Here is a 24172-nt window from a genome sequence, read left to right on the forward strand (position 1 = left end):
CTTTTACTTTTCATAATACTGCAATTTACTTAATTATTAATTTTGATTGCAGTCCATTTTGATGGGGTAACTATAGTGCTTTGTAGGGGTGTTGCATTGCAACGTCCGCACGAACCACAAGACATAAGCATTTACTTTTCAATTGGAATTTCTACAAAAAATTGATGTTTTAATTTTCTTCATTTTTTAAGCAAAAAAGTCCAATCCTAGTAAAAAACTAAAAGTTTGGACTTTTTATTAAGGACCTAATAAAAAGGTTTTAGAACTAATAATATGAGTTACAAACTTATTTTAAAGTATTTCAGCGTGACGTTTTCACTTAACAGTCAAAACAGATGAGGGAAGTAAATAAGTTATAGAGTTTGCATCACTTAATTTCTTAATGAGCAATCTAAAACAAAAGATTTAATCAATTTATTATCGTTTGAGAGTTTATCTGCCTCTTCGTTGTAAAATGTTTTAGCTTCAATTAGAGTTGATTTTTCAGTCTTATTTGAATGACTAACCAAAGCATCACAATTAAACCAACCTACCAAATAGATTCCATGTTTACAATTACTTGTTTCCAAATATCTATCTTTTAGTTGAGTTTCCATACTTGTATTTACACCCTCATTCCATGAGCCTTTGATTTCTATAATCACTTCAATTGCCTCTTTAGATTTGGGGTCTGTAAAAGACACAAAAATATCAGTTACTTCACCTTGTTTTCCTCCTGGTATATAGTTTGGTTTTCTCAGTTGCACCTCACGATATGTAGAAATACCATTCGCTCTTAATTCGTTATCCAAATGGTGTTTTATATAGTCAGACAAATGTTCTTCCGATTTAGGTTTAAATTTCTTACTATCAATTTTATCCCAAAGAACTCCTGATAAAGAGTTACTCCCTTGTAAAATAAATTCCAAACGTTTTAATGAATCAAGAACAAGGTTTTGTAAATCTGCTGGATTTAGAATTACCCTTACTTTAGAACTTTTCGCAAGCAATAATAATTCTTTAGGAGATAACGGTTCCCAATTATTAATTCGGAAATTAGTTTTTGCTTCAACTAGATAAAAATCAATATTTAAGTCTTTTCTTTCCGACTTGATTTTATCCAAAGCTTGAATTGATTCTCTAGTTCCTTTTCCAGTTAAATCACGTAGTATTTGGTCTCTAAAATTAGCAACACTCTCTCGTTTACCTACCATATGAGCTCCTTCAAAAACAGGATCTTCCTCACGAGGGAAAGTGTCAATTAACCATAAAAAGAGTTCAGAACTTTGTAATTCAGACAACCTTTCTAGTAAAGGAATCATATTAACATCATAGGTATTGACGAATGACAAGAAAAAATCTTTTCCAAAATCAGGATTAGATCTAATTTCACTCATTATTATATCCCAAATCTGACTATTACAGAAACTTGCAAGAGATTTAGCATAAAGAACCTTCTCTTCCCCTTTTGATTTATTGAACAACTCAATATTGTAGTTACTCGCATCTTTATTTTCTTTTTCCAATAACTTGGTAAGTAATATGTTTTTAATTAAGGGTTTTAGCGTTGAGTCTTTTACCTTTTCCAATAATGCATTCTGAAATGCGTCATCAAGGCATGAATCTATTTTGTGTAAGAATGTTAAATGATTATCATCATCTCGATTAGCAATGTCTATTTTTTCTAAAATTATATCAACAATTCCTTTGGGTATTTTGGAGTACGCTAATGTAATTAAACTAAGATATGTTTCATCTTTCCCACCAATACCATATGATTCTGGATAATCAATCAATATATGTTTCCAATTTTCCCAAATAGTAGAACAACTTTTTTCAATAAAAGAATTCTGTAAATGAAACAATAGAACTAATGACTTGTAACCTGCCGTTGCTGGACGATGAAATGTATTTGTACCAAACCATTCTGATTTATTGTCATTGAAATTATTTACATAAAATTTTGCCGATTCAATTATTCTTATTTTTAAATTAGAATCAACATATTCCCATCCAGGTAAATTTAAAACATTTGAATTTAATTCATCTCCGTAATGTGTACTTGACTCACTGAGTGTTAAATCCATGAACAATTGATACCAAGAACTTATATTTCGATCCGATTCAAATTGTTCAATGTCATTAGTTATTCTTAATGCAACGTCAATTTTTCTTGTTTCTTTTGCCTTATCTCTCTCTTTTTCTTCCTCTTCCCATTTTTTACGTTGTTCTAAATCTTTTTTAAGCTTGTCAGCTTCTTCTGAATCAATTTCAATCGTTCTTAACCAATGTGAAAAGACACTTTGAAATTCCTTATATTTTTGACATAAAGTCAGAATTATATCAATACTCTTCGAGTCCGAATAGTGAAAGTAACTTAATACTTTAGCAATTTTTACAATTAATTCTGAATTTTCAATTTGTTTAATAATGTTAATCAACTCCTCAAAATCATTCTTTTTTATTATTTCATTATGAGTAACAAAATGAATTTGTTCAATACCAACAATTTTAATTAATTCTTTAAATATAGAATATCTTACTTCATTACCAACAGACAAAGAATTCCATGTTTTATGTATTTTCTGAGGGGTAGGAAAAATTGTTTGATATTTCTTCATCCTCAACAATAACACCTGTGCAAAAAGGTTCTTATCCTTGATGTTTTGGTAGAAATTCCAACATTGATTTATAATGACATCTTCAAGGTTCCCAAACTTATAATGTATATTTTCTTTAAAAGAAATATTATTTAGTATCCATTTAAGTCCAGAATCCAAATCAGATTTTGTAATACTATCATGTAGCAAATACATAAAGAATACATAACCACCACTATAATTACTTCTTTTCGGAGATGTTAAAAATTCAAAAACATCGTTAGTAGTTAAAATATCAGGCCATAATGCTTGTAAAGCGTAGCCTTTTAAATCATCATCTTTATCTAGCTCTTGGGGTTGAGTTGCAAGTGGAATTAATTGTTTTTTAGTTTCTGAATCTCCAATTTCAATTAAAGCATGTACAACATGACTTCTTATATGAATATCTTCAGTCTCATCAAATACAACTTTCAAAAGACAAGAATTTAATTCATATAACTTACAGGCTTCTGCAATATCAATTGCAACCCTACGAGGTAAAAAATTTCTCTCTTTATCTTCAATATATGGCTTCAATTGTTGATAAAGGTTTGGATGATTAAGTTTCTTATATTGTTTATGTAGTCCCCAATCTCCATCTACAATTGTATTCTCACTAAATTTCTTTAATAATGAATCTACTATCTTTTCTTTATAACTAATACTTAAAACATCCAAATCGCCATGCAATATATTTTGTGGGTCATTTTTTATTGTTTCTTCTGCAACTTTTGTGTCAATGATACTAAGCCATGAAGCAACTCCTTTCATTTGAGGTATGACCTTATCTTCGTCGTCTGTTGAAAGAGAAATCAGGGATTTAATCTGCTCTATTTCCAAGTGATTATTTGCAATAAATTTTGAAGCTAAATATTCAGCAAATGCTAAATGAGTAAAACCAAATAATAAATTTCCTCGACTTGTAAAAAGTGAAGTATTAGTTATTGTATCAATTAAATCTTGCTGAATATATTCAAAACTAAAATCATCAGTATTTTCTTCTCCTTCAAGAAGTAAATCAACAGTTATTCTATCATTAGAATATGTTTTAATTTTACCTAAATCAATTACTCCTTTATTACAAAAAATCATAACAGCCGCAATTCGTGAAGCAAGAGCTATTCGTTTTTCAGGGGAAAGGTTACTTGTTTTGTAAATCATTTGACGCTCAAAATTCGGTTCTGAGCATAAAGTTTTACAACCATAATAGAATAATTCTTGCTTGGAAGAAGGAAAACTATTTGTTTTAATATATTCTTGGATTAAGAAGTCTAATGTTAAAGGATTTATAGCTAACGGCTGTAACTCCTTATCTATTAATTCATTAATGAAATTTTCTGAATTTAAACCAATTTGATTGGTTGCTAATTTAACATCTAATTTCTTTAAAGGTGTAAGTTCATAAGCTTCAACATTCTCACCTCCAAATAGTTTTTTCAAATATAGAGTTAGGTAATCAGACCAAAATCCAGTACGACAAGTAATTCTTATAAAAAGTCTACTTGAAATATCTTTAAAGTTATCGAATTGCCTCTTTAGAATTTGAAATAATCGTTTTATTTCAAGCAAACATTCATCGAAGCTGTCTAAATAGTAATACAAAGGCTTATCTGACTTAAACCATTCTTCTATCTCCCTTGATTTAAACACTTCATCAATGAGTCTATTTTCATCACCATATTCACCTAAATCTTTATAAATGAAAATAGCTTTTTCCTTCTGTTTTTCTTTATGTTTTAGATACTCTTTTCTTAAAGTTGTAGATTTACCAATTCCTGGTTCTCCTAGTAAAATAAGACAGTGTAACTTATTAATTTCTGAGTATTTAACAACGTTCGTTTTACGATAAAAACTTTTCTTAGTATCTGGGTCAAATAAAAAACCAGACTCATCAAGTGCAAAAATGTAACCTTGTTTACACCACAATCTGTCCCAATTCAGTTCTACCTTATCTAAATATTTCATGTAAGTATTATCTGAGTTAACACAAAAGTTGAACTCTTTTTCAAATTTTCGTTTGAGCGTCAACCTATTTGGTTGACAAATATATAAATAGGATTCTCTAACTAGTATCTAGAAACAAATGCCACTTTACAAAAAAAATATCTTTCTTATACAAACTTTAAAATCAATTATACAATAATTTAAATCAAGTTATTATTAGATAGTGCTATCTCATAGCAATGTATACAACATCAAAGATACCTATATTTTATTGTACTATATTTCTCTACATTGTTTAATTAAAACCTCTCACACCATCACACCAAGTCTTTAGCTAAAGTTCAAAAATAAGTCCGCTTGTTGTTTTAGTTTTTGTAAGAGATGCTTGAATTTAAAGAATTTACAAATAACAAGAAACAAAACGGACGTAAAATTTGTATTTCGTTTCAAAAATAACATACAAAACACGTTGGTTTGTCCTATTTTAGGGGTTACATTCTATATGTAGTCCGTTTTTGGTGGTTATGAGGACGTTGCAATGCAACATCCCTACATAGAGATTTTTGTTTTGAGTGGTGCGTGTTGTGGTTCTGAAAACGTTGCAGGCAACGTTACTACAACGGTATTTATATCGATTGTCGTTTGTGATAAAAAAAAGTGGAAGTAATAAAAAAAGTTCTCAACGAAAAAAGAACCTTCCGTAAAGCGAAAAGTTCTTCCTTATTTCCATACAAGGAATGTATGATAATCAATACTTCTTTTGTTCTACTTGAGTTTATATTTTTGGCCTTTCAGACCAAACTAAGCCCTAATTATTGTACACAGTTAATCTACTTTGGACTGCTCGTATTTTTCAATTTTGGTCATGATTGATTTGTAGTCATTAGAATTATTCATTTGTGTCCATTCAGCTTTCAATAAATTAACATTCTTTTCACCTATAATTGGGAGTAGAACAATCATTTTATTTCTAAACGATACATTCTCTTTAGTTATAGATTTGTTCAAGGCATAATTGGAAAAAAGCAAAATAACCATGAAAGAAATTAATATTGTCAACGTCAAAAATTTGTTGCTTTTCTTTTCTAATACAAGGGAGAGGTTTTCAGTTGATGTTTCTAATTCTTCTAATTCTTGCTGAACTATGCTCTTATCAATTTCTTTTTTCTCTTCTTTAATTTTTTCTTTTAAACTCCGTATCCTATCAAGGTTGGATGTTGCTTTAGTTATCAATTTATTTCTTCTTTCAAGAAAATTCTTTAATAGCTCAAGAAAAAATAGAACGGTACCAATAGTTAATATATAACTATTAAAATCGTCAAATAAGAAAGGATTATTGAATGCAATACTTCCATAATATGATTCGCTAAAAGAATCACTCGTAAAAATTAAAAAATCAACTACTTTGTTTCCTATGTAACTTAAGATCGGCTGTATGTAAAAAATAAATACACCAATTACTAATGATATTATAATTGAGCTTAAATGTTTCTTTAAGTATTTCATTGATTTATTCTAATTGTGTACAACATTTGATAAACAACATTATGTCACATTATTGAAATAATATGACAGTAGCATTTACCTGTAAATAAAACCTCTCACACCACCACACCAAGTCTTTAGCTAAATTTCCTTATAAGTTCGCTTGTTGTTTTAGTTTTGTAAGAGATGCTTGAATTTAAAGAATTTACAAATAACAAGAAACAAAACGAATATGAAATTTGTATTTCGTTTTCAATTTTTGAGAAAATGCAATTTTCACAAATGATAAGAAGTGTAAACTAATTTTGGATAGTTGAAGGTTTAGTAAAATACAACAAAAGGATTAAGGTTGTTTCGATCTGAAATCTGATTCAACATTTGGCAAAAATCTGAAAGCATACCCTCATCAATATGCTTGATACTATAATCAGTCATTCCTGAGGCAATATGTATAAAGTTAGATTGTGAAATAACAATTAAATCTTTTTGAATTTGAGGATCAATTCCTGCTGCTTGAACCTGAGAAAGTAGGTTCACATTTTGTTTAAATTTAATTGCAGCTCTATTAATTACCTCATTATAATTTTTTCCATTTATTATTGTTAAACTAGTTGGGCTTTCTTCTATTAGCACATCAAATGATTCATTAATCAATGAATCATCAACATTAATATTGCTACTTAAGTCAAAATTTCTAATCCTATCCAAAAAATCAACTTCACAATATTGAATAAAATCCACCTCTAAATTGTCTGAATTTATCTGAGAACTAATAATTCTAAACGGTATTAATAATTCTAATAACATTAAATTAGCTCTTCTTTCATTTAACAAACCAGTAGTTGTACCTGTTCCATCAAACCTATGTGAAATTTCAACAACATCCTTAGTTAACTCATAATGCTTATTTTGCCCATCTTGTGGATAAAAATAAATATCAGTCAATATCTTTTGTTTCGTATTTAGCAATTCAATAGGAAGTGTTTTTATAACTGCTTCCCCATCTTTTGTAAATTCTCCTCTGCGAATACCTGTTGGTAAATAAATTTCTACATTTGCTTTTCTTTCTGAAAATACAATTTTCCCATCTAAATCAACAGCACGTACGGTCAAATCAAAGTACGACTCTCTTGGTATTAACCAAAAACCTCCAAGAATAACTAAAAATGCAAATGCTGCAGGCCCACCTAGCTGAAATCGTATATCATTCCAAACACCCTCTACTTCTGCTAAAGACTTTGACTTAATCACTCCAAAAACAAAAATTGCGGAGAATATACCTAATAAAACAAGTAAAACATAAAATACTCTATCTTGAAGAATCCCTAATATTTGTAAAGGTTTAGCAAACACCATCAGAAGCAATAAACCAATCGCTACTAAAAGCGATATGACAATTAGAGTAAAGGTATTTTTTTTATTCATATCGTTAGTTGATAATCTAAAACTTGATAAATAATTGTTAGAATAAATATTTCATTATTAAAAAAACCTCTCACACCATCACACCAAGTCTTTAGCTAAAGTTCAAAAATAAGTTCGCTTGTTGTTTTAGTTTTTGTAAGAGATGCTTGAATTTAAAGAATTTACGAATAACAAAAAACAAAAGGAATTAAAAAATTGTATTTCGTTTTCAATTCGTGAGCAAATGCAATTTTATTTTAGAAGGCCGGGGAAGTAATATATAGAAAAGTTCTCAACGAAAAAAGATCTTCCTAATTCCCATACAGCTAAAAGTAAGAAAATTTACAGCACCTTTGTTCAACTAGAACTTAATTTTTGGATCTAAAGACCAAACTAAGTCCTAGTTATTAATAACCTATTTTTTCATATTTCGATTTAACACATATCCAGATATTCCGCCTAGCAAAGTTCCTAAAACTTCACCAGTTATCATTTTGGCTAAACCAAGAATAAGAATAGTCATTGTTAATAATAATACGGTAGCTACATCCAATAGATATTGTTTGTTGTTTGCATTCGGGTCAGTGGTTTCTGTTTTTCTTTCTAAATAATATGGAAATAGAAATAGGATTAAAATTGTTATACAAAAAGCCGGCAGACCTAACCAAATTGCAACCTTATGTAAATCGGAGCTTTGTCCTTTGTTAGTGTAGAGAGCTTCCAGTTTTGAATGATTATCTGATACTAATAATTCTAAATTAGATTTTAATTTATTGATTTGCATCATTCCATTTCCAACAGATCTAGTAACTTCGTTTAAATCACCTTTAATTTTACTGAAATCAAAATTTTGGGATGGGTAATCTTCGGGATAGAATACTCTTTCTAAAAGAATATCTAATTTGAACATTGAGCGTGAAACATCCCTTCCAATACTTTTAAGATCATAGTTTTCAAACTCCTCATAATCAGACCTACTCAATCTTACAAAACCTTTGGACTTTAATGAATTGAAAAGTGATGACGAGTCATTAGAAGACTGAATTAAAGCCTTCAATTCGGACTCAATGGTTGAAAAAGTATTTCTTAACCGGTCACACTCCTTCATCTGTTTTTTGTATTCTTTGCTTTCATCCTCTAATTCATCGATCATTTTATTTATCAAATACTCATTTTCAGGTGCTTTGAAAGATGATTTTTCTTCTGCAAACAAATAGGAAAACAATATTGAAAAACTTAGAACTAAAAATAATTTTTTCATGATTTAGACTTTTGGTTACTAACATTAAATAAACACCATATTAACTTTAATCTAAAAAAAGTAACAATAGCACATATCTATTAATAATAACCTCTTACTCTTCTCTATTACACCAAGTAAGTATTTAGCTAATTTTCAAAGTAAGTTTGCTTGCTGCTTTTAGTTTTATTGTAAGAGATACCACAATATAGATGATTTGTTAATAACACCAAATAAACTGAGTGTTAAATTTGTATTTCATTTTCGATACATGAGAAGATCTGATTTCAGATTTAAAGCAATTATTAAGAGACAATTAGATGTTTTTTTAAAAGGCAAAATATATTGTTAACTAAGTTTTTGACTATTTATCGCACTTAGAAATCAGGAGATTTCTGATGATTAGTAGGACAAAAATGACGCTGCCGCTTAACATTTGCGACAGTGAAATTACTACCCTATTAGATTGGTAGTGCCTCGGCATTGAAGGGAAAAGCGTTAAGAATTTCATGGATTGAGCCGTAAAAAATGGTTTTCTTGTTTGAGCTTTAGCGAGTTTAAAATCATTGAGGCGAAAGGAAGGAAATTTAGCTTTTGAATTCAAAGCCTAGATTTTTTGCTTCGTTTTTCATCAATGGAAAAATGAAGAAGAGGTGGAGCTTGGAAGTAGAACATAGAAAAACAGGCACAAAAAAAGGCTACTCACCATGAGTAGCCTTTCATTTCAAGAACTTGAATCAGCTTATGAAAGTTGAACGTTTACCGCATTCAAACCTCTTCTTCCTTCTTCAACTTCAAATTGTACTTGATCATTTTCTTTGATCTCGTCAATACAACCTGAGATGTGTACAAAGATTTCGTTGTTTGTTTCGCTATCTACGATAAAACCAAAACCTTTTGTAGCGTTGAAAAATTTGACTGTTCCTTGTTTCATAACTATATTTAATTAAAACCTTCTTTTCAGAATTTATATATAAAATATACTCTTTCATTCTTACACTACACAAAATAGTGTTTCAATGAAAAAAGTATTACAATACTAATTGATGATTGAATTGCTACTGATGTTGTAGACTTCAAACATGATTACTCTTTAGGTGCCTTTGTAATATCAATACAAGATCTACCTCTTGGTGTATCTTTTAAGTCAAATGACACAAAGTCCTTTTCTTGAATGTTATATTCCTCATCTACATCGCTGATATGGAAGAAATAACGTTCTCTCGAACCTTTTTCTATGATAAAACCAAACTTTTTATCTGGATTGTAGTAATCAACACGACCTTGTCTTTTTTGTTCCTCAATGTCCTCTTGACGCGAAGTTGAAATTTGAATGTCTTCTAATTTGATCTTCTCTTTTGGCTTATCAGGATCTGGTGGAGTAGAGGTAATATTACCAAACTCATCCACATACGCCATCATATTTTCTAGATCGCCTTTGACTCTATTCTTTTTCTGCTCTTCTTTTTTAGCTAGTTTTTCTTCACGTTTTTTCTTTTTCTTCTTATCCTTCTCTAATTTATTAAAGGTCTGTTGAGATCTACCCATATTGAATCTTTAAAAGTTACTGCCAAGTATAACCTGGTAAGTATTCAACATTCAATAAATAAATTTTTTGGAAAAAGATTATATCTCAAATGAAAAGTAAATACAAAGTTATGTGTATTCAAAAAAACGAATACCTCATGCACTACAAAGGTAGGCATTTATTTTTCAATAAAAATATTTTAAATCAAATAGTAAACTTTAATAACATTCTAGCTTTCAAATAGAAACTATTATTAAGTTTTAAACATAGAGACAATAGGACCTAATACTCAACTAAGTTTTCTTTAACTTTCAATTGATCTTTCTACAAGATTTTATAGGGTCTGCTTTCAAACTTCTTTCTTCTTCATTTTTGTCTTGAAACAAAAACGAAGCAAAAAATTCAAGGCTTTGAAGTCAAAAGCTATATTTCACTCCTTTCGCCTAAATGATTTTAAACTCGCTGCGCTCAAACAGCAAAATCATTTTTAACGGCTCAATCCATAAAATTCTTAACGCTTTTCCCTTCAAGGCCGGGGAAGAAGTACCAAACGAATTGAGTAGAAAGTCCACTGACACGAATGTTAAGCAATAGTGTCATTCGTCTCTTACAGATCAGCAGAAACCTCCTGATTTCTAAAAACCACAAATAACTTAGTTGACAAAATACTACATGATTTTGTAGGACCTGCTTTCAAATTTCCTTCTTCTTCATTTTTTTCTTAACACCAAAACAAAAAAGACTACTCCTAATGAGTAGCCTTATAGAATAGAGGGTTGGGTAAAAAACACTGTATTATTTCTTCTTCATCACATTGATGGTTATTTCTTGGCTTTTAGGAGGATCACTTCGTTCATCTTGCACATAGAAAAAGAACTTATGTTGACCTACTTCAAGGTCATTCAATACTTCTTTCATCAAGTAAACTGTCGCCTCGGTATTTCCTTTTACGTGATAATAATATTTACCATTCAGTAAAGAATAATGAACTTGTTCTTCATAATGAGACTTGGTTTCCATGGCCAAATCAATACTCATATCTTCATTTTCTACCAGAAGGTTCGCTATTTTTCCAGGTGCATAGATCCAAATCTTAACGGTATCTGTAAATGACCCTTGTTGTTTCGTTATGGATGTTCCATGTGATAGTTCAAAAGTGGTCGTCTTAGGTATTGCCTCATTGAGTGTCCTTTCCTTGCATGAACTACTACATACAATTAGCAACAAGCCTAAGAAAAACGATAATAACTTTTGCATACCTTATTATTTTATTAGTGGAACAATGGACGAAAAGTGAGTTTACAGTACAATTGAAAACAAACTACATTAATTCATACGATTGATTAATTTTTAAAGTTTATACTATTATCATTCATTAAAATATGACATAGAAAAAGGCCATTACATACGTAATAGCCTCGTTTTCAATCTAAACTTAAACCGTGTTTATTTTTTTACTGAAACCAATGTGTCAGCTTCCACATTAGATACTTTTACCTCTTTTTCTTGGTATCCAGGAGAGGCAGTGCTATACATCATTGTGGTCACAGCAGCAATAGCAATGATTATAACAGCGATAATTGCAAAAACAGTTTTCATAGTAATAGTAAATTAATTTTTATTTTGAGCTAATTTGAAAAACGTCGTCACTCTTAAGCAATAGGCATAGGGTTGACAGACTTCCTAGAAAATTTTCCATGACGATTTGTGTGGACGCTGCAAAGCAACGCCCCTACGGCACTACCTGAAAAATAATCTAAAACTCTCCGTTAACTTTGTCCCAGTACTTCCTTTAATTTAAATGAGCGAAATAATTTTGAGCGACAAATAATTACTTCTGCATTGATACAATTGTACCAACATTGGCCTTTGTGATTGTTACCGCTTCATCTTCTAACCCCGGCAAAGCCGAAGTATACATCACTGTCGTAGCAGTGGCGATAACAATAATTAGGGCAGCAATAATTCCAAAAACAGTTTTCATAGTAATGGTAATTTAATTTTTGTTTATCAATTCAGACCAGCCTTTGAGCGAAAAAGACTGAGCTATTTAAAAGTTTCAATCCAATAAAGGACCATAACCTTCCGGTGTACTCAGTTTTTTTTTATTTTTTTCAAAAAAAAATCATTTTACCGAAAAAGAGCATGTTTAACCCCTTATTTTCATCAAAATAAAGTGCTAAACATGCTCTTCTTAATTTTTTTTTAATACTATATCTACTCTTCTTCTAGAAGGTTTTTGTCATATTGCTATTACATATAATGGTAAATTCGTTGGTTCCTTTGTTTTCATCAGATAGTTTTGAAAGATCAGTTTGCTGCCCAAAAGCAATAACACCTGCTTTCAAATTTTTATTATAATGATTGACATACCAAACAGTTCCTTCATGATTTTTGGAATGGAAGTCACCATTATAGTGTAAGAATAATTTGCCCTTATTTTTCTTCTTCAATCCTTCCACAATAGAATATCCCATTGTTGCATCTTTGATGGCTTGTGCTTCTACAAATTGCTTTGCTTTTCCGGTCATGCCGTGCCCTGCCATCATTTGCTCCATTTCTTTGTAAGATGGATTTTCGTAAGGTACTTCGATAGGCAAAGGGGCAATGTAGTTTTTCTTCGCTTCTTTGCTTAATGTCTCCAACTCTGCCAATCCTTTTTTAGAAACAAGACTCGCGTATCTTCTTGGTACGTTAGTGGCAATAAATGGGATGTTATGTACTTTAGCAAAATCTACTAAAGGAGCATAATCCGTTTTATAATTGTCCCATGCTTTACCGTCTTTGATTAAAACCGCTTCTTTGATAAAACCTTGTAAATACTCATCCAATACTAATTGATTGTCCTTTTCGAACATTTCTGCTCCAAGCACAATCTCATTGTTTTTTTGTTCTGCTAATGATTTTGTTAATTCAAATTGTAACCAATGGGCAATTGGGTTGTTGTGCAATTCTCCAAAAAACACAACATCATAGTTCGAAAGACTTTCGGCCATTTCCTCAAAAGTGACTTCTTTTCCTTCTTTGTCAAAGATTTGGTAAGCTTTCAATGGCGTTTGTGAAAATGCTGCTACTGCATAAAGGGTCAATAGCAAGGTGATAATATTTTTTTTCATGACTTTAAGTTAAAGACTTTTTGTGAAATTCGACGAGTTTAATTTTGATGGAATGCAACTTATTTTCTGGTATGAAAAGTGGCTTTTCTCTTTCTAAATTGTGATGATTTCAATAGAAAATACAGAATAAACTACGTTATCATCAACTTTTAAAAAAGCGTTAAACACGCTGTAAACTAAATTACCGTAAACTTTCAATCAATTATTATGCAAGCTTTTATGTCCTACTTTCAAGCTTCCTTCTTCTTCATTTTTCCATTGATGAAAAACGAAGCAAAAAATCTAGGCTTAGAAGTCAAAAGCTAAATTCCATTCCTCTCGCCTAAATGATTTTAAACTCGCTAAAGCTCAGACAAGAAAATCATTTTTAACGGCTCATTTCATGAAATTCTTAACGCTTTTCCCTTCAAGGCCAAGGGAGATACTACTAAATAATGGTCTGATTACATGCCGAAAGACAAAGATTTTATAATAACCTTCTAAAATGCAGTTCTGTAGGGACGTTGCATTGCAACGTCCTCGCGAACCACAATACACTACCATTAATTCATCATAAAAGGAGTTGTATTAATTAACGAAAATTTAGTTTACAATGTGTTAAGCACTCAGATGTTTCGTGCACCATAGTTAAAACTATGGGCAGGTGATAGTTCAACCTCATCAAGACTGAAGTCTTGAAGGTTGGTAACATAAGTAACACTTTAGTGTTGATGGAGGCTGTATCACTTGCCCATGACTTCAGTCATGGTGTGCGGTATTTTGTCAATTTACTTTGACAGATACTCCACAAACGAAACTAAAAATGATTTACAATACACTAAACCACACAATTAACCGTATTGTTTTTACAGAATGAAAACCGTAACCTTATAAAAGGCCACGGCTTTACACACTTCTTAATTAGATTAACAAGGACTTCATCCTTGCAGATATCACGATAATTATTCTGCTATCAAACGTTGGAATTTGAAAGCAGGATAACCTTGCTCTAAATCATCGTTGTAGAAACCTGTAAATGCTAATTTAAAGAATACTCCATCAGTCGTTTCAATAATATAGTATTGGTTTTCAACGATTTTATAAGTGAATGTAGCAAAATCTAATGCTTTCCAATCAGAACCAATTGCATCAACTTCTGATGACAATGTTAAGTTCATTGCGTCTTCGTAAGAAACTTCATCATAAGAAATGAAAGTCTCTCCTTCTTCTTCCAATTCTTCTTTGTTCAAACGAATCGCTTTTACTTCACCTTTGTTGATCAAACCACCTGTCATCATATAAGGAACATAATCTGTACCGTCATGTGCTTTACCATTGTAATAAGCCAATACGATATCCCAACCTTCAGAACCTTCTGCATGATCTTTATCCGTATCCCAAACATCAAATTTCACATACTCTTCGTCGTTGTAGTGATACCCAAGCGTATCTGCATTTGAAGTTAATGAAGCTGCATCAAGGTCTACAAATACTTGACGGTTGTAGCTCAATTTTATTTCTTCTACTTGTTGTGTGTGGTGATTAAACCCTTCTTCATATACATCTGGAGTGCTGTATAATGGCACTTGTAATTCATAAGATGAACCATCCAATACCGGTGGTAATGGTTGAGTTATTACTACATCCTCTTCTTCTGAACATGAGAATAAGGCAGCTGATAATAGTAGACTAGCGAAAATTGACTTTTTCATCGTAATTAGTATAAAAATTTGTTGTTATAATTAAATCTTGTTGAGATGATACTTTAGAGAAATAAAATAAGTTCTTCCCCAAGCAATCAACATATTCGATCCTCCAGAATGTGCCCCTCCCTGAGTGGTATTGGTCACATCTGTTACATCTAAAATGTTCTTCACTCCTGCGTTGAGAGCAAAGCGTTTATTCTTAAAATTCTTTGTTACTGAATAATTCAGCATGTTGTAAGAATCTACAGTTCCTTCTTCTAATTGACTTTCTTCAACATCTACCATAAGCAACTGCACCCTTCTACCAGTATATTTATAGTCCAACTGCATCGAGAGGTCTAACTTCGGCCAGAAATAAGCCGCCATTGCCACGAAATCTGTTGAATAAGTAAAATCAAAATCTCCTGAATCAAAAAAATCATAACCAATCCCTGTCAGTGTTACACCTGCATTCATTTTCAAGCGGTTATTATTATTATAATTCACGGAAAAAGTCCCACCATGTGTTCTCTTCTGAGAAACATTTTGATAGAAGTAAGACACTCCGTCTTCGCCCATTGCTAGTTCAATGACATCATTGAGATGATTATAGAAACCTGATATTTCATATTTCAAGGCTGAGGTTTCGGTTACATCTATTGCTTTTGAAACAGTAGCCGTTAGACTGTATGAAGTTTCTGGTTTTAAGTTTTCATTCCCAAAAATCCTATGATTAAAATCTACAAACTCCATATAGAGTTCCTTCATACTTGGTGCTCTAAAACCTTTGGCTACCGATATTCTACTCGACCAGTTGTTCTCCGTGTTCCATTTTAAATGAGTAGAATAGATCAAAGGAGCGGCGTAAGTATTATGGTTGATGTATCTCACTCCAGGCTGTAATACCAATTGTTCTGTCAAATTAATTTTAAGATCTGACCAAAGAGAGTTTTCAATCAATGCCGTTCCAGATTCTATTTTATCTCCTTCACCTGTTTCATGATTCAGTTCGTATCCCAACTGCCATTTCAACCATGCATTCAATGCTTTTCCATAAGAAAGACGTGCATTCAGAGTTTCAAATCGATCGACTGTAGGATCTCCTTTTTTATCTTCTTCATTCAAGTCTTCTTTCACCACATACTCCTGTCCTGTTCTTTTGTAAGTGTTATAAGAGATTTGACCTACCAAAGAGGAATTATCTCTAAATGTTTTATCAAATTGACCATAGTAGGTCATTCTTTGTGTAATAAAATTCTGATCAATTGCTCTATAAGGTGCCAAGTAATCTCCTTTAAGCGTAAGGTCATCATTACTTAATCGTATCCCGAATTTTGTATCCCAACCTGACAGTTTTACACCGTAATAAGCATCCGCATTGATTTGTTTTTTAGGATTCCAATTCATACTGCGATCAGACGGATCCTTATCATGACCATTGAAATATCTATAACCTCCTGAGATACCAAATTTTGAATTTCCTTTATTTCCCTGAGCACTGACATTACCATTCAGTTGTCCGATAGATTCTGCATAAGCTCCTGCATCAACAGACATACTATAGTATTTATTCTCTTTGGTAATGATGTTGATTGTTCCTGCCAGAGCATTCGAACCGTAAACCACTGACATTGGTCCTTCGATAATTTCAATATGATCTACCTGCGACATATCAATTTGAGACAAATCTATATTTCCATCCTGACGACCAACGATAGGCATCCCATCAATTAAAAACTTCACATGCTGTCCTTTCAAACCTTGCATGATGATCTGACTACCAAGCACACCATCTTCTACAAGGTTAATGTTCGGTTGAAAACGTAACGCATCTCGAATATTCTGTACCCCTTGTTTCTCCATATTATCAGCAGTGATAATACCTATTCTATAAATAGACTGATCCACACGTTCGGGTTCCACACTTGCTGTTTTCACTACTTGATCCAGCATTAAAAGATCTGTCTTCAATTTCACCTTGATTGTTTTACCTTCTTCAAGCACTAGCTCTTTGGTTTTAAAGCCAGTGTAAGAAACCGTGCATTGCATTTTTTCATTAAATGCTATGACCGCTTTTCCTTTCTCATCCGTTGAGTAATAATGCTTTTCACCCGAAGCTGAAATCAAGCAAACGTGTGCTCCCACCAATGGTAAGCCCTCCGCTGTATCTACAACTTCCAAGGTTACTTCGGGAACTTGTGCTAATGCATTCAATGTACAGAAGAACATCAACACACAAATTGTAATTTTATTTATCATATCTATTTTCCATATTTTGTATGGATTTATTAGTTCTTTGTAAACTATCAATCGATATTCCTGCAAGCTTTCAATGGTCTACTTTCAATCACCCTTCTTCTTCATTTTTTCCATTGCTGAAAAAACGAAGCAAAAAAAGCTAGGCTTAGAAGTCAAAAGCTAAATTCCATTCCTCTCGCCTAAATGATTTTAAACTCGCTCTGCTCAAACAGGAAAATCATTTTTAACGGCTCAATACATGCAATTCTTAACGCTTTTCTCTTCAAGGCCGTAGGGAGTACACTACCAAATTAATAAGGAGTGAATCCAATAGTTCGAATATTAATGTGCACCATGACTGAAGTCATGGGCTAGTGATATTGACTCCAACAACACTAAAGTGCTGTCTCCGTTGCAGTGGTTCTTCAAAACAACATTCTATTTTAAGCACCACCCCACGAACCATTACCTCTTCCCTTTTCCCTCTTACCTCTTACCTCTTACCTCTTCATTCTTTCCTCACAACACCTCTATCTCGCAACTACGGCAACTTTCTGAGGACGTTGGATCGTAATTTTCTTGCCCGTCTTTTTCGCATTTTTGACAGTAGAAAGGTCTTTCAAACTATCCAATACGCATCCCGTGGGACATGCCACTCTACACCAAAGCATCGGGTATTTTACCGATATTCCTATGAATGCAAGAGAGACGTAAAACCAATACGATGAGAATTCGCTACTGAATAAATCGGGGAACAACTCATAGTTACCAAACTCTTTATAACCGTAGACAAAACCTCCGAAAAGAACGATTGTCAAAGCATATCGGATGTATTCCGCTTGTTTGTTGGTGATGAATAATTTCTTTGATTTGAATGGTGAATATTTCAAAGAGATCATCTGTGCTGCTCCAAATGGACATACATAAGAACAATAGGCATTTTTGCCCCAAATTGCTGAAAGTAATGTCATCAATGCATATATGCTCAAGAAAAGAGAGACTTCCGTTCCCATAAATGGCATCAGATAAGTGATGTAAGTGAACGAAGAGTTCATTCCAAAACCGATATAAGCCATTGTGAAAATAGAAACTGCCAATCTAGTTTTCTTTGTTTTCTTAATCTGTGGCAACATTGCAAATAAGAATATTGCTCCGATGACAATGATGTGTACAATCCACCAATACGTTAATTCTGCTTGTACATGGAAGCCGTCCAAATCATAGTCATAATAGGTCGACAAAATTTGAGGTGCCGTAACTGTAAACGCTTCCGTAACCCCATCTGCCATTGCTTTTGTAGTAATTGTTGCTCCTGAAATGGCATCAATCACATGATCATTATCTCTTGTACTTAAGTTTCTGTACTGGTCTAAATATGAACTTCTTAATACTTTTCTTAAGTAGCTTTCAGTTTCTTTTGAAGTAATGTAGGATACTTCATTCAACATGCCTCCCAAGGTCATTTCCATTCCCATATAAATAGGTCCAGAAAAGCCTTGAACAGTGTTGTGAAGCATATTCTCAAAGTAAAGTGATCTTAGTCTTCCGCTTTGATAAATTTCTGCATAGCAAAGGTCTCCTTTCATCTTTACGACTACCTCTGCATCATTTTCATATTTCTCTTTTAGTCTTGTTGCAATGTCTTGGGCCCACTCCTTATTGTGAAGTGATTCGCCCATTCCAGAATGAAAAGAAATCATTCCAGCTTCTTTTGTTCGTTTTTTAGCAATTGGTCTTACCATACCATATTCCCCCAACACATAACTTCTCCCCTCTGAAATCATCCCTGCTTGCACGGTATGCTTCACAGCAAAATCGGTTACTAATTTTGGAGCAAAGAATTCATTTTCGATGGTCGAAATATTCTCATGTAAGTCAGTTCTTTCCAATGGACCATAATATGCGAAGAATCCAAACACACCAAAAACAAGGATAGTAAGAATAGACTTTCTATAATCTATTTTTAATTGCTGTTTCATAAATCTACTTCTACAAAACCGGTATTACACTTTCAAATAACGGAATTATATAAACTTAATATTGTCTTTCTTTAATATCGCAAGTGTTAAGCCGGTAGGCGTCACTTGTGATACAATATTGGCGAAGTCTCCCGACTTCGAAGTACAGGAGGTCTTTTGTCATCGAAGTCGGGAGACTTCGCCAAAAGTCAGTTCCAAGTGACGCTATCGCTTAACACTTGAAACATATTAATTACTATTTAGTAGCTACTGTTTTACCTTTTACTTCAGCAACAGTTTCCGCTACGATCTTGACCACCCACTTATTGATATTCGCATCTGGAAGAATCGCATCTTGCTTGTAAACTACACGCTTTTGATCTGCTACCATATCCACACCTTTTTGGATGATTTCACCTTGGAAGTGCTCATCATTGGCTACTAATACTGGGATAACGATTGCTCTTTCTTCTAAATCTAAGATTTGATCAATGGCTTTTTTCGTAGGTTCAGAAGAGTATCTTACTAAGTGACCGCACCATCCGTAAGAAATAGAACCAATACCTGTTTGTGCTTTTAAATAACGACCGATATCCTCTACCATTTCTTCCCATTGTTGGTTAAACTCCTCATCACCATAAGCGATTAAAGCTACACCTTCGTCACCAGAACCGTTAGATAATGCTTTGGCTCTGCGTGTAATATTTTTCTTTAATACTGTAGGGAAATCTAAAAGTGGTGTTACAATCACTCTTGCTTTAGAAGTATACGTCTCTATTCCTTCTTCTTTTAAGCTTGCTTTTACCTTAGGATCATTGGCTAATCCAACAATGTTCGGAATATCGTTAGAGGTATGTGATGAAATCGTCAAGAAGATGGGCACTACAATTACTCTATCGTAGTTTTCTTCATCAAATTTCTTCATTTGAGTAGCAATTGATGGCTCTGTATACTCCATAAATGCTGTACGAACGTCAGTGATTTCACCACTTTTCATGATATCATCTTTGACGTCTATCTCAATATCTTTTAGCATTTGTCTCCACCCTTTAGAGTGAGATCCATGATTTACCAATAATACACCGATTTTTTCACCTGTAGTTGAATTGGATGCAGTTTCACTCTCTTGGTTTTTCTTCTCTCCTGTTGCACAAGAAAAAGCAACCAATGATACTAAAGCGAAAAGGAATGAGTTGAATAATTTCATTGTTATTTGTAATTAATCTAAATAAGGATACTACAAATGTAGGGTGAAAGATGCTTAAAGGTTTATCGAAAACGGAAATCATTTTTTCGAAATCGGAAAAACATTACTTACACCATTCGATAAAACACCTCAACAATAACAGTAAATAACTGATTACTAGATTAATACAATTTAATTATGTTTATAAAAACAGAATCACAACTCTTTTACTATTTTTAATTAATCTAAATTAAACTACTTTTGTGATAGAAATTATTAGAGAAATCTATTATAATTCGACACTACAACTAATCAATTTAATTAGGTTATCAGATTTTTTTCCGATCAGAAAATAAAGCAATGCTTCACTTTTTTAATAAAATAAATAAGCAGAATACAGTCATTATTTCTTCAAAAGAAGAATTTGGATTATTAAATGAACATAGGCAGTATTTACCTCACTTCGGAACGGGTGATGTGAAAGCGATCTCTTATGAGTCATGGGCTATTTATTTAATTCAACTAGAAAAATGTTTATTTAAACATGAAGCATTTCATGTAGCCACAAAGAGTAAGTGTATTGTATTTAACTTAGATCAAAAGAACGAAGTGGAGTGGTCTTCTCATCAAGAAAAAGTTCATAAGATCAAACCTCAAACTGCCACCTTTTTTAATACAATTGACAGGAGTTTTGAGTTAAACCTTACCAAACCGATCAATATTTTGATCATCGAACTAAGAGAAAATTACTTTGAACAAGGGCTTTTCCATCCTTCTTTAAAGCAACTTATACTGGCGGTATTTAATGATAACGATCGATTATCTTTTTCAATTTCTAAACAACTTTCTGTTTACATAGAAGAAATCAATCAATCAACCAAAAGGGGTGTTTGTCAGTTGATGTTTCTGAATGCGAAGATATTTGAAGTGCTTTCTGAAATTACCGATGACCTTGAAACACTACCTGATATTGACTCCATTCATCCCTACCAAGAACAATTGGATCAAATCAAAAGCCTTATTGACTCAAAGCTTCATATTCAATTTTCGATTACAGAATTAGCCAAGAACGTAGGGTTAAACACCTCCTATCTAAAAAAGTATTTTAAAGAAGCTTTCAATGAAACGATCTTTGAATATGCCACCAGAAAAAGAATTGAATACGCTAAGGAACTTTTAGAAACAACAGACCTACCAATATCTTCTATTTCTGAAAAAATAGGCTATCAACAAGGAGCACATTTCTCCTATGCCTTCAAGAAAAATACTGGACAAACACCGAATCAATACCGAAAAAACTTCAATTAACATCTTTTAAATCAACCACCTACCATCTGTTAATTTGGAATTATTAAAAAAGTAACAATCCGCAAAATGGAATCAGTCTAAATAAAGGATTATGTTTGCAACTGAAACAATTCACTTTATTAGACCATGACTATTTTAAGACTTACCCTAATTTTATTACTATCTCCAATTATTCTGTTAGCTCAACAATCCGTGTCAGGTAAAGTAACAGATCAAAATGGAGAAGCACTTCCGAGTGTAAGTGTGGGTATACTCAATACAAGTATCAGTCAAACGACTACTAATGAAGGTCATTTTACATTAAAAAATGTCCCTGAAGGTCAACACCAACTTATTGCCTATTTTGTTGGTTATGAGAAATCTGTCACAAATATTGAGATCAAAAGTGGAGAAGATTTGAACCTGTCTCTTACTTTAAAAGAAAATACTAGAGAACTTCAGCAAGTAGAAATACTTGGAGTAGAAGAAGAATCCTACAACAACTCCTATACTTTTAGTGCAACAAGAACGGGGACGCTTATCAAAGATGTTCCTCAATCCATTTCTACCGTTACAAAAGAATTAATTATCGATCAGCAAGCCTACTATTTAGGTGATGTTGTAAGAAATATTGCAGGTGTAAGTCAGTACACTATATATAATGACTTTGCAGTGAGAGGGTACAGAAACCAAGATGGTCAATTGGTCAACGGTCTGAAAACCAACTTAAATTCATGGACTCAACCTATTATTGGGCTTTATGAAAGAGTGGAAGTTATCAAAGGACCAGCCTCAGCTTTATTTGCCAATGCTAACCCGGGTGGTACCATCAACTTCGTAACCAAAAAACCTTTAACTACACAACAAGGTACAGCAACCGTTTCTGCAGGTAGTTTTAATACGTACAGCGCTAATGTTGATGTTACAGGTCCACTTACTAACAACAAAAAATTGCTTTATCGTTTAAACGCTGGATACCAAACCACAGATACTTTCAGAGACAATAGTGGTGGCGAATCGTATTATGTTGCCCCATCCATTTCATACATTCCTTCTGATAATACAAGGTTCAATGTGGACATGGTTTACATGAAAAACAATACAATCCTTGACCGAGGGAAACCCAATTACGAAGGAAGTAAAGATTTGAATCAAACGCCTATCAACTTGTCTACTTCTCAGCCGGGAGATCATATGAATAATGAAGATTTATACATTACATTTTCTTGGAATCAAAAAATTACAGACTGGCTGTCGTTTAACTCTTCTTATTTGATGTTTAGATCTAATTCAGATTTAGCTGAGCACAGAACGAACGGAAAGTACATTACTCCAAGTGTACTTGAGATGCGTTACGTGGAAAGAGAGGAATACAAGAACTCTGATAATATCACCAACTACTTTGTTTCAAAATTCAATACCGGTAAAGTAAAACATACTGTAATGGTAGGAATGGATTACAGTGAAAAAATATATGATAAAAACGAGAGACAAGCTCGTGGTGAAGCTCAGGGTGTTCCTAATTTTGATTTGGATAATCCTCAATACGGAAATAGCAACCCTGCGGATTATGATTTCGACCCGAAAAGAACTATCCACATGGGAACTACAGCATATACTAAAAACTACACCACTGGTTTTTACATTCAAGAACAACTCAATTACAAGAAATTAAATGTATTAGTAGGGCTCCGTCAAGAGTTTTATAAAGATGTACGTTTGGAAAATGGTAATGAACTAACCAAAGAGCAATCGGCATTACTTCCCCGTTTAGGCATCACCTATGAGTTGACGAATACCATTAACTTATACGGTACGTACACTGAAGGTTTTGAACCACAAGACTTTGGTATGAATGCTGAGCAAAATGGAGGACCTTTTGATCCGAGAATCTCCAGCATGTGGGAAACAGGTTTGAAAGGAGAGTTTTTCGATGGAAGGTTGTCTGCAACTACCTCTGTCTATTGGATCACGGTCAACAATATTTTGGTACAAGACCCTAATGATGTGGATCGTCTGATACAAAGAGGCCAAGAACAATCGAAAGGTTTTGAAATTGAAGTCAACGGACAAATCACAAAAAACCTAAGTTTAACGACTAATTATGCCTTCAACAACGCCATTATCACCGAGTCAGATAATCCTGATGAAATCGGAAAACAAAAGGAAAATGCTCCTCAAAACCAAGCAGGTTTTTGGGCTAAATATGATTTCCTAGAGGGTACTCTAAGAGGGTTTGGTGTTGGCTTTGGTGGTCAATATATTGGTCAGAGAAATACGAATACTACAGATCTTGTCTTGGACGATTATTTGCTTTGGGATGCGGCTATGTATTATAATTTTAAAAACTTCAGAATCTCAGCCAATCTCAAAAATATTACAAACGAAACTTATTATGTAGGCGGTTACAGTTATGATAGAGTTTTCCCTGGTGCACCAAGGAATTTCACTATTGGTTTGACTTATAAATTCTAATACCTTTTTCGGGGTACACAAAATATACA

General features: G+C 32.8%; 16 protein-coding genes. 2 read left to right on the top strand and 14 right to left on the bottom strand.

What is annotated here, in order from left to right; translation table 11 throughout:
- Nucleotides 1–371: 371 nt before the first annotated feature.
- The 14 genes from IC221_RS19720 to IC221_RS19785 all read right to left on the bottom strand — a co-directional run bounded on the left by IC221_RS19720 (nucleotide 372) and on the right by IC221_RS19785 (nucleotide 20402).
- Nucleotides 372–4583 (bottom strand): hypothetical protein, encoded by a 4212-nt coding sequence (locus tag IC221_RS19720; RefSeq protein ID WP_188170606.1) that lies wholly within the window; start codon nucleotides 4581–4583, stop codon nucleotides 372–374.
- Nucleotides 4584–5387: 804 nt separating this feature from the next.
- The gene (locus IC221_RS19725) at nucleotides 5388–6068 is read right to left on the bottom strand and encodes a hypothetical protein (protein WP_188170607.1); all 681 of its coding nucleotides are present in this window, start codon (nucleotides 6066–6068) and stop codon (nucleotides 5388–5390) included.
- A gap of 300 nt (nucleotides 6069–6368) precedes the next feature.
- The gene (locus IC221_RS19730; protein WP_188170608.1) at nucleotides 6369–7472 is read right to left on the bottom strand and encodes a hypothetical protein; all 1104 of its coding nucleotides are present in this window, start codon (nucleotides 7470–7472) and stop codon (nucleotides 6369–6371) included.
- A gap of 394 nt (nucleotides 7473–7866) precedes the next feature.
- On the bottom strand, nucleotides 7867–8712 hold the full coding sequence (locus tag IC221_RS19735; protein ID WP_188170609.1) for a hypothetical protein: 846 nt from the start codon (nucleotides 8710–8712) through the stop codon (nucleotides 7867–7869).
- Nucleotides 8713–9433: 721 nt separating this feature from the next.
- Nucleotides 9434–9625, bottom strand: coding sequence for a cold-shock protein (locus IC221_RS19740; protein WP_044206309.1), 192 nt, complete (start codon nucleotides 9623–9625; stop codon nucleotides 9434–9436).
- A gap of 152 nt (nucleotides 9626–9777) precedes the next feature.
- On the bottom strand, nucleotides 9778–10239 hold the full coding sequence (locus tag IC221_RS19745) for a cold-shock protein (RefSeq protein ID WP_188170610.1): 462 nt from the start codon (nucleotides 10237–10239) through the stop codon (nucleotides 9778–9780).
- A 775-nt stretch (nucleotides 10240–11014) separates the two neighbouring features.
- A complete protein-coding gene (locus IC221_RS19750; RefSeq protein ID WP_188170611.1) occupies nucleotides 11015–11476 on the bottom strand; it encodes a hypothetical protein in 462 nt (153 codons plus the stop codon).
- A 189-nt stretch (nucleotides 11477–11665) separates the two neighbouring features.
- Nucleotides 11666–11818 carry a hypothetical protein gene (locus IC221_RS19755; RefSeq protein ID WP_156152365.1) on the bottom strand — a complete coding sequence of 51 codons (153 nt, stop codon included), beginning with the start codon at nucleotides 11816–11818 and terminating at the stop codon, nucleotides 11666–11668.
- A 232-nt stretch (nucleotides 11819–12050) separates the two neighbouring features.
- Nucleotides 12051–12203, bottom strand: a complete 153-nt coding sequence (locus tag IC221_RS19760; RefSeq protein WP_188170612.1) for a hypothetical protein — start codon at nucleotides 12201–12203, stop codon at nucleotides 12051–12053.
- A 244-nt stretch (nucleotides 12204–12447) separates the two neighbouring features.
- Nucleotides 12448–13335 carry a ChaN family lipoprotein gene (locus IC221_RS19765; RefSeq protein WP_188170613.1) on the bottom strand — a complete coding sequence of 296 codons (888 nt, stop codon included), beginning with the start codon at nucleotides 13333–13335 and terminating at the stop codon, nucleotides 12448–12450.
- Between the two features lie 941 nt (nucleotides 13336–14276).
- Nucleotides 14277–15026 (bottom strand): HmuY family protein, encoded by a 750-nt coding sequence (locus IC221_RS19770; protein WP_188170614.1) that lies wholly within the window; start codon nucleotides 15024–15026, stop codon nucleotides 14277–14279.
- A gap of 30 nt (nucleotides 15027–15056) precedes the next feature.
- Nucleotides 15057–17258 (bottom strand): TonB-dependent receptor, encoded by a 2202-nt coding sequence (locus tag IC221_RS19775; protein WP_188170615.1) that lies wholly within the window; start codon nucleotides 17256–17258, stop codon nucleotides 15057–15059.
- Nucleotides 17259–17767: 509 nt separating this feature from the next.
- Nucleotides 17768–19216, bottom strand: a complete 1449-nt coding sequence (locus IC221_RS19780) for an FMN-binding protein (RefSeq protein ID WP_188170616.1) — start codon at nucleotides 19214–19216, stop codon at nucleotides 17768–17770.
- 235 nt (nucleotides 19217–19451) lie between these two features.
- Complete coding sequence (locus IC221_RS19785) at nucleotides 19452–20402, bottom strand: sirohydrochlorin chelatase (protein WP_188170617.1); 951 nt, start codon at nucleotides 20400–20402, stop codon at nucleotides 19452–19454.
- Between the two features lie 339 nt (nucleotides 20403–20741).
- Here IC221_RS19785 and IC221_RS19790 point away from each other — a divergent pair, with 339 nt between their 5' ends.
- Together IC221_RS19790 and IC221_RS19795 are read left to right on the top strand one after the other, a co-directional pair.
- Nucleotides 20742–21689 carry an AraC family transcriptional regulator gene (locus IC221_RS19790; RefSeq protein ID WP_188170618.1) on the top strand — a complete coding sequence of 316 codons (948 nt, stop codon included), beginning with the start codon at nucleotides 20742–20744 and terminating at the stop codon, nucleotides 21687–21689.
- A gap of 126 nt (nucleotides 21690–21815) precedes the next feature.
- Nucleotides 21816–24143 carry a TonB-dependent receptor gene (locus tag IC221_RS19795; RefSeq protein ID WP_188170619.1) on the top strand — a complete coding sequence of 776 codons (2328 nt, stop codon included), beginning with the start codon at nucleotides 21816–21818 and terminating at the stop codon, nucleotides 24141–24143.
- Nucleotides 24144–24172: the final 29 nt, after the last annotated feature.

This window comes from Flammeovirga sp. EKP202, assembly GCF_014534745.1.
In the GTDB taxonomy this organism is placed as follows: Bacteria; Bacteroidota; Bacteroidia; order Cytophagales; family Flammeovirgaceae; genus Flammeovirga.